Origin of the sequence: Anabaena sp. CCY 0017 (assembly GCF_963920885.1) — a bacterium.
GTDB lineage: Bacteria > Cyanobacteriota > Cyanobacteriia > Cyanobacteriales > Nostocaceae > Nodularia.
Window position 1 is genome coordinate 289,200 of record NZ_CAWUDG010000002.1, and the last position, 14,613, is coordinate 303,812.

13 protein-coding genes are annotated in these 14,613 nt (G+C 42.3%); 1 reads left to right on the top strand and 12 read right to left on the bottom strand.

Annotated elements, in window-relative coordinates:
• Nucleotides 1-117: 117 nt before the first annotated feature.
• From ACM0OW_RS03510 to ACM0OW_RS03545, 8 genes are all read right to left on the bottom strand, one after another.
• The gene (locus tag ACM0OW_RS03510) at nt 118-930 is read right to left on the bottom strand and encodes a pentapeptide repeat-containing protein (RefSeq protein WP_414548645.1); all 813 of its coding nucleotides are present in this window, start codon (nt 928-930) and stop codon (nt 118-120) included.
• Between the two features lie 10 nt (nt 931-940).
• Nucleotides 941-1,582, bottom strand: a complete 642-nt coding sequence (locus ACM0OW_RS03515; RefSeq protein ID WP_414548646.1) for a hypothetical protein — start codon at nt 1,580-1,582, stop codon at nt 941-943.
• A 366-nt stretch (nt 1,583-1,948) separates the two neighbouring features.
• Nucleotides 1,949-2,590: a hypothetical protein gene (locus ACM0OW_RS03520; protein WP_414548647.1), complete on the bottom strand. Its 642-nt coding sequence runs from the start codon at nt 2,588-2,590 to the stop codon at nt 1,949-1,951.
• 8 nt (nt 2,591-2,598) lie between these two features.
• Complete coding sequence (locus ACM0OW_RS03525) at nt 2,599-4,065, bottom strand: flavin-containing monooxygenase (protein ID WP_414548648.1); 1,467 nt, start codon at nt 4,063-4,065, stop codon at nt 2,599-2,601.
• Nucleotides 4,043-4,873, bottom strand: a complete 831-nt coding sequence (locus tag ACM0OW_RS03530) for an SDR family NAD(P)-dependent oxidoreductase (RefSeq protein WP_414548649.1) — start codon at nt 4,871-4,873, stop codon at nt 4,043-4,045. The genes ACM0OW_RS03525 and ACM0OW_RS03530 overlap by 23 nt, the downstream gene beginning before the upstream one ends.
• A 198-nt stretch (nt 4,874-5,071) precedes the next feature.
• On the bottom strand, nt 5,072-6,052 hold the full coding sequence (locus ACM0OW_RS03535) for an SDR family NAD(P)-dependent oxidoreductase (protein WP_414548650.1): 981 nt from the start codon (nt 6,050-6,052) through the stop codon (nt 5,072-5,074).
• Complete coding sequence (locus ACM0OW_RS03540) at nt 6,039-7,517, bottom strand: adenylate/guanylate cyclase domain-containing protein (protein ID WP_414548836.1); 1,479 nt, start codon at nt 7,515-7,517, stop codon at nt 6,039-6,041. Before ACM0OW_RS03540 ends, ACM0OW_RS03535 begins: the two co-directional genes overlap by 14 nt.
• Nucleotides 7,514-8,542, bottom strand: a complete 1,029-nt coding sequence (locus tag ACM0OW_RS03545) for a molybdopterin-dependent oxidoreductase (RefSeq protein ID WP_414548651.1) — start codon at nt 8,540-8,542, stop codon at nt 7,514-7,516. Before ACM0OW_RS03545 ends, ACM0OW_RS03540 begins: the two co-directional genes overlap by 4 nt.
• Before the next feature lie 348 nt (nt 8,543-8,890).
• On the opposite strand from ACM0OW_RS03545, the gene pruA reads away from it, so the two are divergent.
• Nucleotides 8,891-11,863 (top strand): L-glutamate gamma-semialdehyde dehydrogenase, encoded by a 2,973-nt coding sequence (pruA, locus tag ACM0OW_RS03550; RefSeq protein WP_414548652.1) that lies wholly within the window; start codon nt 8,891-8,893, stop codon nt 11,861-11,863.
• A gap of 180 nt (nt 11,864-12,043) precedes the next feature.
• Here the strand turns inward: pruA and ACM0OW_RS03555 are convergent, their stop codons facing one another.
• From ACM0OW_RS03555 to bchM, 4 genes are all read right to left on the bottom strand, one after another.
• Nucleotides 12,044-12,424 carry a DUF423 domain-containing protein gene (locus ACM0OW_RS03555; protein WP_414548653.1) on the bottom strand — a complete coding sequence of 127 codons (381 nt, stop codon included), beginning with the start codon at nt 12,422-12,424 and terminating at the stop codon, nt 12,044-12,046.
• 18 nt (nt 12,425-12,442) lie between these two features.
• Nucleotides 12,443-12,931, bottom strand: coding sequence for a hypothetical protein (locus ACM0OW_RS03560; RefSeq protein ID WP_414548654.1), 489 nt, complete (start codon nt 12,929-12,931; stop codon nt 12,443-12,445).
• 71 nt (nt 12,932-13,002) lie between these two features.
• A complete protein-coding gene (locus ACM0OW_RS03565; RefSeq protein ID WP_414548655.1) occupies nt 13,003-13,425 on the bottom strand; it encodes a hypothetical protein in 423 nt (140 codons plus the stop codon).
• A gap of 163 nt (nt 13,426-13,588) precedes the next feature.
• On the bottom strand, nt 13,589-14,275 hold the full coding sequence (gene bchM, locus ACM0OW_RS03570) for a magnesium protoporphyrin IX methyltransferase (RefSeq protein WP_414548656.1): 687 nt from the start codon (nt 14,273-14,275) through the stop codon (nt 13,589-13,591).
• Nucleotides 14,276-14,613: the final 338 nt, after the last annotated feature.

A 14,613-nucleotide genomic window follows, 5' to 3' on the forward strand; every position in this document is an offset into this window, starting at 1 on the left:
GTTTTTAATAAATGGTTTTACGGGGTTTGTTATTTGGGGTAGATATCCGAAGAAAAACAAACCACAGATAAACTCCCTACTTTCTTTTACAGACGCGAGTCATCGCGTTTTTACCTACTAATATTTATCACATTTAGATAAATCAGGCATAATAGTATTCTGAAGATTAGCACCTTTGAGGTTAGCACCTTGGAGTTTAGCACCCCTCAAATTAGCTCCTTGGAGATTAGCCCCAGCCAAATTCGCTCCTGTAAGGTTAGACCAAGTTAAGTTAGCACCACTCAAGTTAGCTTCTGTGAAATTAGCTCGTAACAAATATGCTCCACTTAGGTGAGCTTGGTTTAAATTAGCTTTGTAAAAATCAGCTTTATAAAGGTAAGCTCCGTTTAATTGCACCTCGTACAAATTTGCTTCACTTAAATCAGCACCAATTAAGTTAGCTTCAATCAAATTGGCGAAACTCAGGTTAGCCCTGATTAATTTCGCTGTACCTAAATCAGCATCTCTCAAGTTAGCGTCTCTCAAGTCAGTTCCAATCAGGTTCGCTTCAGCAATAATCGCGCCTTGAAGATTAGCTGCACTCAAGTCAGCCCCAATGAGATGGGCGTAACTCAAATTTGCTTGGGTAAGTGTCGCACCACTCAAATTAGCCACACTCAAATTAGCCTCGCTCAAGTTAGCTTCTATCAGCTTGGCTTGGTGAAGGTTTGCGCTACTCAGGTCAGCATTACTAAGATTGGCTCGCACCAGTAAAGCATGACTTAAATCGACTTTGTTTAAATTCACCCCTTGGAGGTTTGCGCCTCTGAGGTTGTCTCCTTTGAGGTTTGCAGTGCTGATATCTAGTTTCATCTGGGGATTTTGCTGTCTCCATTCCATCCATTGGACTGCACCCGCTTTGAGTAAAGCTAGATGCTCTTGATTTGCCATTTTCTCTCCTTTATTCGTTTCCCCCACCTTGGGGATTGACGCGACCTGCTACATTTTCAATGGCTGCTAATGCTCCGTCTGCACCTGCGAGGATGTCTTGTTCTGCTCCACCTAAATACAATCGCCCAAAACTTCCTACAGCTTGCACTTCTAAGATGTTAATTGCTGCGGCTTTCTCGGCTTCGTTCGCAGCTAGTGCAGCATAAGCAGCCGGCTGAACTTCTAATACATAGAGTGTTTGTCCTGCTAGGAGTAGCTGTCCTCTACGTGTGCGATTAATTAATTGGGTTTGGTAAGCATCAATGTTGCGAATAATTTGGTTAGAAACTACACGGGGTTTGAGACATTCGTCTTTTTTCACTCCTAGTGCTGCTAAGATTGCTTGACCAGCAGCCCGTGTTTCTCCTTGAGAGCTAGAATGAATTTCTAATAAACCATATAACCGTTCAACTACCTGCACTCCTGGGCGCACAGAGGCCGATTTGAGGGCTATATCCGTAATGCGATTAATTTCAATACCTGGAGAGATTTCAATCCACAGTGATGTATCTCCTGGTAATGGTAAGAAACCTTGGGCTACTGTTCCCATATAAGCTGCGTGTTGAGGTTGCAGGTTGTCGAGAAATACAAAACTGCGTAATTCTATTCCCAAGGTGATGCTCTCCAGTCATGCGGATAAAAGTAGTCGATTGCAATGTGTGAGTGTAACCTTAAATTACCATAAGGCTAGTACCCCAAGGCGGAAGTTAGGCTGACTTTTCACGGGGTCTGGAAAACCCCGCTTCTACGATGTACACACAAGTCAGGAAATTCTCTTTTGCGTCATAAAACCCCACCCCTAACCCCTCCCCGCAAGCGAGGAGGGGAACAAGATTTTTGATTAAATCTTGTTTTTAGGGCTGGAAACTCTTTTTGGCTGACGATGTGTGTACACGGTAGCCTGCAAGGAGAGAGGCTTTAAATTTTTCCCCTTCCCTGGTAGGGAAGGGGGTTAGGGGGTTAGGTTTTGCGTTAGTTTTTACACATAACGTGAAATGAGGTCAAGGGTTTGAATTTCTGCTTGGAGATTGAAACGAGCAGATTGTTCAGCAATTTCAAACATTAAGGGCGTATAGTAGATACGCTGCCGGCGCAAAAAACGCTCTAAAACTTGTCTACGACCTGTAATATATTCTAATTCTGACAACCAGGCATATTCTTGGCGAATAGCACGGCTGTATTTTCCGTAATCTTCTGGGTTAGTTGCCAAAATTGCTAAATCTGCATCCAGTAAGACTTGGCTATTATAGTCATCTGTAGCAGCTTGGTGATGTTTAGTGTTAATAATTAAACGAATAATAGTAGTAATATTACTAAGGGGAATCCCCAAATAACTGAGCAGATTAAAAGCATAGTCAGCACTTTTTTTTTCGTTATCTTGAGCCTGCGTATTATAAACTACATCATGAAACCACGCCGCTAGTTGCACGATCGCAAGGTCTTGAGCGTAGGTTTGCAAAGTATCAATTGTGCCGAGGACGTGATCAATGTGTTCGAGTGTGTGGTAGTGGCGATCGCTTGTAGAATAAGCTGTAACCAAATCAGTAAAGACTTGCTCAGATGCTACTTGGTCAACTGCAAAGCTTTGGAGTGTATGCTGCCAATACCCAAATAATCCCATTGCTACCTTTAACGCACTAAGGGCTGAATTGGCTCTCTACTTTGCAGAGCAGGAAGTGGCTGGTTGCTAAAGTTAGGATGTTGAGCATCAATTTGATGTGCTTTTTTCACTAAGCGATTAAATGCAGCATCACTCATTTTTGATTGGTTAAAGAATTCCTCTGGGTCAACAAGATGAGTTTTTGGTAGCTTGTGTCCCATTTCTTTGAACACTAAACCAAGAGGGACATTAATTTCATCTTGAAGTTTGAGATATCGCGAGAAAATTGTGCCGTAAGCGGAAATTACCGAGCCAACTCCACCTCTGAACTGCGCCCAACCGATATAGTAAAGTCCTTTGTAATCATCCAGAAATGAGTCTGCATAACATTGAACGACTGAACCTTCTACACGTTCTAGTTCTGGAGGTAAAAATGGATATGCTACATAGTAACCAGTTCCACAAACAATTAGGTCAAATGTCTCTCGACTACCATCGACAAATTCAACTTCCCAGCCATCGAGGCGACGTACAGCCGGCTTGGGGGTGATTTTTCCATGCTTGAGGTAATAGGGGACTTCGCTGTTAATGGTGGGGTGTTTCTCGAAAATCCGATGCTGAGGTTTGGATAAACCATAATCTTCGTGACTACCGAAACTCAGACGGATGATTGTATAAAGTATCAGGCGCGTCAACCATTGTGGGGCGCGCAATTTGAGCCAATTAGGAAGAGTAATTCCAGTAAATTTACGGTTGCTAGAATTTTTAGTAGTTGATAAATGCGACAACCATTTTGGCTTTCGCCGTCCAGGAAAATCAGCAATTGGAACTCCAGCAAATGTTTTGGGAATAAACCAGACTGATTCGCGCATACTCAGAACAGACTTGGCACTAACACGGGCTGCTTCTGCGGCTAAGTCACAAGCTGAGTTTCCACCGCCAATTACTAAAACTCGCTTTCCACGCAGCTGGTCTGGATGTTTGTAATCTTTAGAATGGATAATTTCGCCGTGGAATTCTCCCTGAAATTCGGGAAAACGTTTGCGCCAGTGATGACCATTGCACATCACCACAGCTTTATAAATTCTCTGTTCCCCATCGGCAAAGGTGACTTCCCAAAGATTGTTTTCCACTGGTCGCACATAACTAATTGTCCGATTCAGTTCAATTTGCCCAAGCAAATCAAAATGATTAGCAAACGAGTTTAAATAATCCAGCATATTTTGGGCGCTGGGAAAATCAGGATAATCATCGGGCATGGGGAAGTGAGTAAATTGGGTAATCTTGCGTGACGAAATAATGTGTGCAGTTTCGTAAACGCCGTGATACCAATTTCCGCCAATACTATCACTGGCATCAACCTGATCGTAGGGGATATCAGCAGCTTTGAGGGCTTGAGCCATACCCAAACCGACGAAACCCGCCCCAATAATCAAATGCTTGTCAGATTTATCGACCATCTGCTGAATTTTACTAGAGTTTCTCTCTTTGACCACTTTTCAATCTCCTAACGAATGTATGATTAATCAAGTTGACTATTTGAGGAAAATATCGTTTGAGAAGATGGGCATTTTGAGCGATCGCATCAGGAAAGACATGGAGTTTATTGCGCTCAATTCCTCGAAGTGTGGCGCGCATTATCTTGGCTGGGTCGGTGGCCACATTGTCCAGAAACTCATGGTCAATTTTGCTTAAATTGCCAAACTTTTCACACTGGAGAATGGGGGTACGGCTAAAAAATGGGTAAATTGCCGTTACCTTTACATTGTAATCTTTTACTTCATGGAACAATCCTTCACTGAACCCACGCAAACCAAATTTGCTGGCGGCGTAATGAATTAATCCAGGTGGTGACCACCAGCCTGCTAAGGATGAAATATTGACGATGTGACCATGTTGACGGGCAATCATATCAGTAGCAAATAAAGCACTTAACCGCATGGGTGTAAGCAGGTTTATTTGCATGAGGCGTTCCCATTTCTCTTTGGGGATTTCGTCCATGCGACCAAAGACGGCAATCCCGGCGTTGTTAATCAATATATCTACGGGGATATTCAGCGCTTTTACCTGTTGATAAAGGCTTTCACAGCCTTCTCTGGTGGAGAGATCAACAGCTAGGCAAGCCAGTACATCCCCGGTTGTAACTTGGTGTTGAATTGCTTGAACTTGTTCACGCAGGACAGTTTCATGCAAATCAGTTAATATCAGTCGGCTACCGGCTTCTAATAACTGTCGGGTTAGTTGTTGTCCAAACCCACCAGATGCACCAGTTATTAACACAACGGCTTGATCTAGTTGGGTCATATTTTTGTGCCAATTTATAAATAATTTTTATGAAATTAGTTTATTTTCGGGATTCTATGATTTTAAAATTCCGTGTATTTATCTAATATATCAATTTTTGGTAACTATCCAGATTGTTTTTTTCATACCTGAGTTGGGGTTTGCTGGTCAGAGGATGTTTTCACAGTTTTAGGCGAATATAATTCGCCAGGGCTAGTTTTAAATCTGGGGTGATTTGAGAGTTGTTAGCAGTAGCAGTGACCACGGTACTTTGATATCTGGTATCAGGGATGAGTATGTTCTCAGTGCGGGTAAGGCTGCTGGGATGAGAAATTTTAGGGAACGGAGTGATGCCGGGATATTACCTTCTTGATCTACAATTCCATATTGTTGGGCTAATTCGGCGACAATCTGCACTTTTCCGGTGCGGCGCATGACGTTAGTATCACCTGTGAGGGCTGCAATGACTCGCCCTGTAAGTAAGGGAGTTTCCCAGTTATAGCGGTCTGCAAATACTGAGTTTTTTGGGTCAGCAGTATTTTGTGCTACAACTTTATCTGCTAAACTGGAAATTTGCTCAGTACCCACGATTCCCGGCCATAAAGATACAGAAGCCACATTATGCGGTTTGAGTTCTACTGACATATCAGCTGCTAATCGGTCACAAGCAGCTTTACCAGCACCGTAGGCAGCACTAAAAATTTGGGACATCCCACCCCATGAGGAAATGGTACAAATTAATCCCTGTTGACGTTTGACCATGATTCTGGCGGCATAAATACTGGCAACATAATGACTACGCAAACCGACGTTGTTACTAGCATCCCAAAGGCTGGGTTCACATTCCCAAAAAGTCTGGCCTTGACTATTACTTATTGCTTGGACTCCTGAGAAAACGTTATTAACTAATAAATCTAGTTGTCCATTTTGCTCGTCTTGGATACGTTCAAAGAGCGATCGCACCTCTTCATCATTGCTATGATCTACCTGGATGGGAATACAGATACCACCGGCTTGTTCTACGGCGATTTTGGTATCAATGAGATTTCCTGATATTTCACTACCTGTATCAGAATTATCTAATGTCCGTCCGGTAATATACACAGTTGCCCCGACTTCACCCAGTCCAATAGCAATGCCTTTGCCAATGCCCCGTGTAGCACCTGTGACTAAAGTTACTTTTCCTTCAAGGTTTGTCATCTAAAATTTTATCCTGAAGTTGATAAATAGCGATCGCTTCATCTTTACCTCTTAATTTCACAGATTCATCTACCAATGTCAGTGAAAATAACTCTGGCTGAGATAAACTCAAAACCACTGCATCAGTTACCAAAATTCCACAGTTATAGTATTTAGTGATACTTTCAACCCGTGAGGCGATATTTACCGCATCACCGACGACAGTAGAATCTATGCGACAAGTAAATCCTACCGTACCCATGACCACTTCACCACGATGAATGCCAATACCCACGGCAATTTCTGGTAAACCTTGTTGCGATCGCTCATGATTAAATTTATCTAGAGACTGTTGCATTAAAATAGCGGCTTTAAGTGCGCCATCAGTGGCTTTGTCATCAAACAGCGCCATAATTGCATCACCTATATATTTATCAATAAAACCGCCAGTTTTACTGATTGCTTCTCCCATACAAGCCAAATAGTCATTTAAAAAGATAAATATTTCGCCTGGTGTCATTGCTTCCGACATGGAAGTGTAGCCCCGGATATCGCAGAATAAAATCGTCATTGTCCGAATGACACACACACCCACCTTAATATTTTCTATGCCTTGGGGTGCGATCGCTGCAATAAATTTATTTGGTACAAAACGTTCAAAGGATTCTAAAGTCTTCTGTAACCGACTAAAAGAATCCTGTAAAGCCATAGACATTTCATTAAAAGAAGCCGCTAAAGCCCCAATCTCATCGGAACTGGTAATTTCTGCCCGATGTTCTAAATCACCAGCCGCAATTTTAGCCGCACTTATTTGTAAACTCTGAATTGGTTTACTTAAACGGATGGAGAGAATATAAGCCAGTATTATACCTAAGACAAATCCCACGCCACCTACTGCCAAAGTCTGATTGAAGATTTTAGCAACAGCCATTTCCACTGGTTTGAGTGAGATTCCCAACCGCAAAGTCCCAATTTTTTCACCTTTGAGCAGCTGGATATCGGAAGCAATTTCAATAATTCGTTCCCCACGTTTAGCCCGTAAACTGCCAGAAAATTCAATATCTCGCAATACAAATGTCTCTATAACACTGGATTGCTCTGGCAAATTCAATGCTTTATTTGTTACTTCTGATGGGACAATATCGGGTATATATTGAGACTGAAATTCACTAGAAGAAGCGGCAACAATTTGATTTCCCCGGCGCGAATCTGAGACTAAAGCATAGACATAATCTTCATTTTCCCGCAACAGTACATCAAGATTGAGGCGAATTTGACTCCAGTTTTGTTCTGCTAAATGATTGGGGAATAATGTTCTACTTAATAGACTAGAAAATAATTGAGCTTCATTCAATTTCTGCTGGCGTAAAAGATGACTACCTGTATTCGCCCACAGCAAGACGACTAAACCAAGTAACGTCAAACTGGACATTGTTACAGCAGTCATGAGTTGCATCCGAATTGATGGGAAAGCCAAAAATTTCATGGTGCTGTGTTTAACTCTTCTACGAAAGTCAGCCAAGGTGTTTGCTTGGTTGTGGTTGGACATTCTGAACTAAAAGCCAGTGTTACCGGGCCACCCATCTTGGCGGGAATCAGTTGACGATTATCACCCCATCGAGTGGCTAAGATCACATCGCACTCAAGTACTTCACTAACTGCTAAACGGACAGCATTAGCTGTGTCGTGGTAAATGGGTGGTTTAGCACGAATCATAATTTCTTTATTTGGTGGCAAATTTTCGCCAGCTAAGGCTAAGACATCACGCAACCGCACACCATGTAATTTGACTTCGCCACTAGGCCAAGAAAATCTGTAACCGACAGGTTCATTCAGTGTGATTTGGGGAAGTTTATCTAGGGCGGCTAAATCAAGTTGCTGTTTACCCACCCTCAGCCTAACTGGTTCAGTGCCAACAACTACATGACTGACATAATAAGCCCAAGTAGCTTCGTTATATTTTTGCTGTAGTTCGGGGTATTCAGTGAAAGGTAACACTAAGTAAAGCGGTCCACCTTGATGACGGGGAATAGGTTGACCATCTTTGGCGATCGCTAAAGTCATGGGATACTTGAACAAATCTGGCAAACTCACAGTTACATAGTAAGAGTTGAAACTCACAAAAGTAATTTCCGAGATATTGTTGGTGATAGCAAACTCTTCTAGAAGTTGAGAAACCTTAATACCACGAAAATCAACAATCTGATTCGGGTTGACGACATCATGAGGATCTGGGGTTTTAACATGATGAGTTGCTAAAGCCTGTAATTGTTGCCAATTTAATTCCACAGATTCCCCCGTTGCAGTTTCACCCTGAATTAACAAACTCCATTCACTAGGTTCTGTGTTTTTGGCATTATCTGCCACAATTTCCGCATTGCGCGCGATCGCCTCTTTACGCCATACTTCCAGTTGTGCATTTGTGGGTTGGTTTGTACAACCACCCAAGTAAGTAATCACACTTACCACAATCACTAAAGGCCAGTTTTCCCCAAATCCAAATTTAACCACAATGAAAAATACTTCTATCAGAGGTATACAAATTGGTGTTGGCTACTTTACAGTCAAATTGTAATACTGTTTTACTCGGTATAAAAATTATCTGGAAACAAAATTTATTATTTTAGATTCCACAAAATGAACAAGCAGGGGGGCAGGGGGCAGGGTGCAGGGGGGAAACTTCTGTTACCATTACCCAATCCCCAATTCATAATCCCTTGTAGGGGCGGGTATGGCTACGCCACGCAAGCTATCATCGATATGATTCAAGGAAGAAGGCGGGCATCTTTGCCCTCCCCCACAATATTATGAAACCCGCCCCTACCAACCAATTCCCAATCCCAAAATAAGGAGTTACCAGTGGTATTACAAGTAAAAACCAGCACCTACGAAGCGAAAACTCAAGAAATTGCGAAACAGCTTCTGGGCGCTACCCAAGAAAATCGCTCGTTTTTAGGTTCCCTACGCGATCAAATGCGCTGGGATGATAAATTACTAGCTTGGGCGATGAGTAATCCTGGTTTACGGGTGCAACTATTTCGGTTTATTGATACATTACCCGCCTTACAAAATAAACCAGAAATTGCCGCACATTTACAAGAATATTTAGGAGAAGAGTCTGTAGAGTTACCCTCGGCTTTAAAGGGGATGCTGAATTTTGCTAACCCTGATTCTATGCCGGGACAAGTTGCGGCCACAACTGTTTCTACAGCCGTGGAAACTTTGGCGCATAAATATATTTCTGGGGAAAATATTAAACAAGTCATTAAAACAGTTGAACGACTGCGTAAAGATAAAATGGCGTTCACCATTGATTTACTTGGTGAAGCGGTAATTACGGAAACGGAAGCCCAGTCTTATCTAGAACGCTATCTTGAATTGATGCAGCAATTGGTGGAAGCATCAAAAAATTGGTCTGTAATTCCAGCAATTGATCAAGCAGATGGTGAATCTATACCACAAGTTCAAGTTTCTGTCAAGCTAACAGCCTTTTATTCTCAATTTGACCCTTTAGATGCTGAGGGTAGTGAGGAGAAAGTTAGCGATCGCATTCGTATTTTATTACGTCGGGCGAAAGAATTAGGCGCAGCTGTGCATTTTGATATGGAACAGTACGCCTACAAAGATATAACTCTAAATATTCTGCAAAAGCTACTGTTAGAAGATGAGTTTCGCCAACGTACAGATATTGGTGTGACAATCCAAGCATATCTGCGTGATAGTGAAGAGGATGTTAAAAACCTGATTTCTTGGTTACAACAGCGCGGTTATCCCCTCACAATTCGTTTGGTGAAGGGTGCATATTGGGATCAGGAAACCATTAAAGCGGAACAAAAGCACTGGAAACAGCCAGTTTATAACGATAAAGCGGCTACAGATGCCAATTTTGAAACCATTACTCAGCTATTGTTAGAAAATCACCAATATGTGTATGCTGCTATTGGTAGTCATAATGTGCGATCGCAAGCTCGTGCAATTGCCATAGCCGAAAGTTTAAATGTCCCTCGTCGTCACTTTGAAATGCAAGTGTTGTATGGGATGGGGGATAAGTTGGCGAAAGCTTTGGTAGACAAAGGTTATCGAGTTAGAGTTTATTGTCCTTATGGTGAGTTATTACCGGGGATGGCTTATCTGATTCGGCGTTTGTTGGAAAATACCGCTAATAGTTCGTTTTTACGGCAAAATCTAGAAAATCGACCAATTGAGGAATTACTCGCGCCACCAATTCCAGCCTCCCCCTCGCTTGCGGGGGGGAATGAGGGGGGGTTCCTCGGTGTGGCGGATACGGATTATGCGGAGGAGGAAGCCACTATGAAGTCTGCTAAAGCTTTTGAATTGGTTCGTCAACAATTGGGTAGGACTTATTTACCTTTGGTGAATGGGGAGTATGTGAATACTACGGAGTTTGTTGATTCGCTGAATCCTTCTAATTTTAGTGAGGTGGTGGGTAAGGTTGGTTTGATGAGTGTGGAACAGGCTGAGGAGGCGATGCGGGCGGCTAAGGCGGCTTTTCCTGGTTGGAAGAAAACGCCTGTACAGCAACGGGCTGGGGTTCTCAGGAAGGCGGCTGATTTGATGTCAGCACGTCGGGCTGAACTTGCGGCTTGGATTGTTTTGGAGGTGGGGAAACCTGTTAAGGAAGCAGATGCTGAGGTTTCTGAGGCGATAGATTTTTGCCTGTATTATGCTGAGGAGATGGAACGTCTGGATGCAGGTGTAATCTATGACGTAGCTGGGGAAACTAATCGTTATATTTACCAAGCCAGGGGAATTGCTGTTGTGATTTCTCCTTGGAATTTTCCGTTAGCGATCGCCTGTGGAATGACAGTTGCAGCTTTGGTTGCGGGTAATTGTACTTTGCTTAAACCTGCGGAAACATCCTCTGTAATTACTGCAAAATTTACAGAAATATTGATTGAGGCTGGCATCCCTAAAGGTGTATTTCAATACGTCCCCGGTAAGGGTTCCCAAGTTGGGGCTTACTTGGTAAATCATGCAGATACTCACATCATTGCCTTTACTGGTTCTCAGGAAGTGGGTTGTCGGATTTACTCCGAAGCCGCAACGCTGAAACCTGGACAAAAGCATCTGAAGCGGGTAATTGCGGAAATGGGCGGTAAGAATGCGATTATTGTGGATGAAAGTGCTGATTTAGACCAAGCTGTGGTGGGGGTGGTACAATCAGCTTTTGGTTATAGTGGACAAAAATGTTCTGCCTGTTCACGAGTAATTGTGCTGTCACCGGTATATGATGCTTTTGTGCGGCGGTTAGTTGAGGCGACGAAATCTTTAAATATTGGTGCGGCTGAGTTACCTAGTACCCAAGTTGGGCCAGTCATTGATGCTAAGGCACGCGATCGCATCCTAGAATATATTGAGAAGGGTAGGACAGAAGCACAAGTGGCGCTGGAGTTAACAGCACCTGCACAGGGGTATTATATCGGCCCTGTGATTTTTAGTGAAGTTCCAGCCGATGCGACTATTGCCCAGCAAGAAATATTTGGCCCAGTGTTAGCTGTAACGAGAGTGAAGGATTTTGCTGAAGCTTTAGCCGTAGCTAATGGGACTAATTATGCTTTAACTGGGGGGCTTTATTCTCGAACACCTTCCCACATTCAGCAAGCACAGACGGATTTTGAAGTCGGGAATGTCTATATTAACCGCAATATTACAGGTGCGATTGTGGCTAGACAACCTTTTGGCGGTTTTAAACTGTCTGGTGTGGGTTCTAAGGCTGGAGGCCCTGATTATCTTCTGCAATTCTTAGAACCGCGCACGGTTACGGAAAATATTCAGCGTCAAGGTTTTGCACCCATTGAAGGCGCGGAGTAAAGATAAAATATTTCAACTGTACGTTCGCGGTAGAAATAAATCTTTTTTTTAACGAACCACGAAGACGCGAAGAACACGAAGTGAAGAAAGAAAAGGAAGAGAAATGCTAAATTCTACTCGCAAAAACTCTCTGAAACCCTCTTTCCTTTGTGTTCTTTGTGTCCTTTGCGGTTCGTTTCCTCAAAATTTCAAACCCCAAGCCGCAAAAGCCAAAGTCCCCCAACCAATGAGAAAGGCTACACCACCCAAAGGCGTAATTGCACCGAAATATTTCACACCAGTTAAACTCAATGCGTACAAGCTACCTGAAAAAATCGCAATACCAACAATGAATAACCACCCAGTAGCTATTAACATCGGTTGAGGCGATGTTGTGCGACTAATTAATAAAGCTACTAACAAAAGCGCCAAAGCGTGGTACATTTGGTAACGTGCGCCAGTATCGAAAATTTCAAGCGATCGCTCACTAATCTTTTCTTTCAACGCATGGGCAGCAAAAGCTCCTGCGGCTACAGATAAACCGCCTAAAACGGCAGCTATGCTGACAAATATTTGTGCCATTCCTAATTAGGATTTCTTCTAGATGTCAAAATGATATGATACTCCGCCTTTTTCGCTCACCTGAAAATCAGCATTGAATTCTTTAGCTTTCATATCTAAATATTCTTGTGCGTCTGCTGCTGGTAGTTGACAATTCATCGCCAAACCTAAAACAGTGACGCGCCCGTTATTTTCTTGTAGCATTTGATAAAAATTCGATTGGAGGCGATCGCTTAGTTGTTTCTGTTGTACTTTTTTCTCGTTCTTACTTTGACGATACAACCCTAAGCTTAACCAACCACCTAACATCATTGTCGGGATACCAAATATTATCCCATTTCTGGCTGTATTATCAAGTAGATAAACCACAGGTTCATTGATAAATTCTTCGGCTACCGCCTCATGGTATCCTGTAGAAATCGGCTTGACTATGGATTTTTTCTCAACTGTCGCTGAAACTGATAATGTCAAAAACATGAATCCCAGTGTGAATAGCCAACCCGCAGCCAATTTTTCCGCAGTCTTCATAATTTCACATCAGATTTTAAACTTTGCTTGCGATTCTAACCTGACTTATCCAAAGCTTCCATTAAAAACAGTTAAATATGAAATAAGTAACTAATATCACCTTGTTCATTGGGTTCAAAAGAGGCGTTGAATTCTTGGGATTTTTGATTTAGATATTCTTTGGCTTGTTTTCCAGATAGCTTTGCTTCTATAGCCAACTGTAAAACAGTAATTTTACCATGATTTGCTTGCAGGATTTGATAAAAAACATAGTCCAGGCGATCGCTTAACTCTTTTTGATGTCTTCGGCGCAAACCCCAAAACATATATCCTCCGCCTGCTGTTAACGGTACACCTAAGACTATTCCCCCCAAAAACGCATCTTGTGCTTCTTGTTTTTGTTCTAAAGTGATGTTTTCAGCGTTTAATTCAAATAACGTGCCAACACTAACCATCAAAAATAAAACTCCCACAGTCAGCATGAACCCAGCACAGACTTTTTTAACGGTTTTCATAATTGCGACGAGGAATTTAATACCCTGTCGCAATCTTAACTTTATTTGCGCGTAGCTTTCAGTGTTGTCGCGTAGCGCAACGCACCATCCTAAATTTTCAGTGCGTTAGGACTAACTCCCCTCTCCTTACTAAGGAGAGGGGTTGGGGGTGAGGTTCTATATTTTATTTGCGCGTAGCTTCCAGTAGACGCGAGTAATAAAAACGAGTCTTAGTCATCGCTTGACGTTGTACCGTAAAGCCATTACTTTCCAGGATTTTTACCACATCAGCCTCACGATGCAAATAGGCGCGAGTGGCTTTACTAGGCCCAGGAAAGAAACTGCCAATTTTCTTGAGTATACTCAAAGCACAGGTTTTGGGGGCAAAACTCATAATTACCCTTGACTCTGCCAAAGAACAAAGATGAGACACCATCTCATCGGCTTTTTCTTGGGGGTAATGAATCAGAACATCCAAGCAAATCACCGTGTGATAACTACCACTCAAGGATTCTAAATCCTGAACGGCGAAAGTAGTATTTTCAGAATTTTCTAAGGTTGCTAAAGCTCTATCCTTGGCTTCTGTCACCATTTTTTCAGAAATATCGCTAGCATATATTTTAGCGCCATCTGCTGCCAAGGGGATACTCAGACTACCTACACCACAACCAGCATCGCAGATTGATAATTCTGGTAAATTACCATCATCTTTCAGCCAGCCAATAACTGTATCTACGGTTTGCTGGTGTCCTGTGCGGATATCTAACTGGACTTTGTTCACCTCGCCATCGCCGTAAATTCGCCGCCATCTGTCAAAGCCTGTGGAATTAAAATACTCACGAACAATCGTTTTATCGTCAGCTACGTTCATAAACTTAACTTTTTAAGTGTTCCCAATTCTTAAAATTATCATTAATAGCAACCTGCCAGAAGAATCTGACCGATTTTTTTCAGAACTTTTTTCTCTCACTTACGGCATCCTAATGAATTATAGATAATACCTGAGTGTGCTTGGTATTTATCACTTTCAGAGATAAAATCTGATTTTTAAACTCGTTCATCTCAAATAAACTCCTGTTTAGTAAAAAAGCCAGAAATTACTAGTGATTTTTGTTTGAATTGGCTGATTTATTCCTAATTAAAGTAATCCAACCTTTATTTTTGGCTTTTTTAGCATTTTTTATTAAAATATAGTGGCAGTAGTTATAC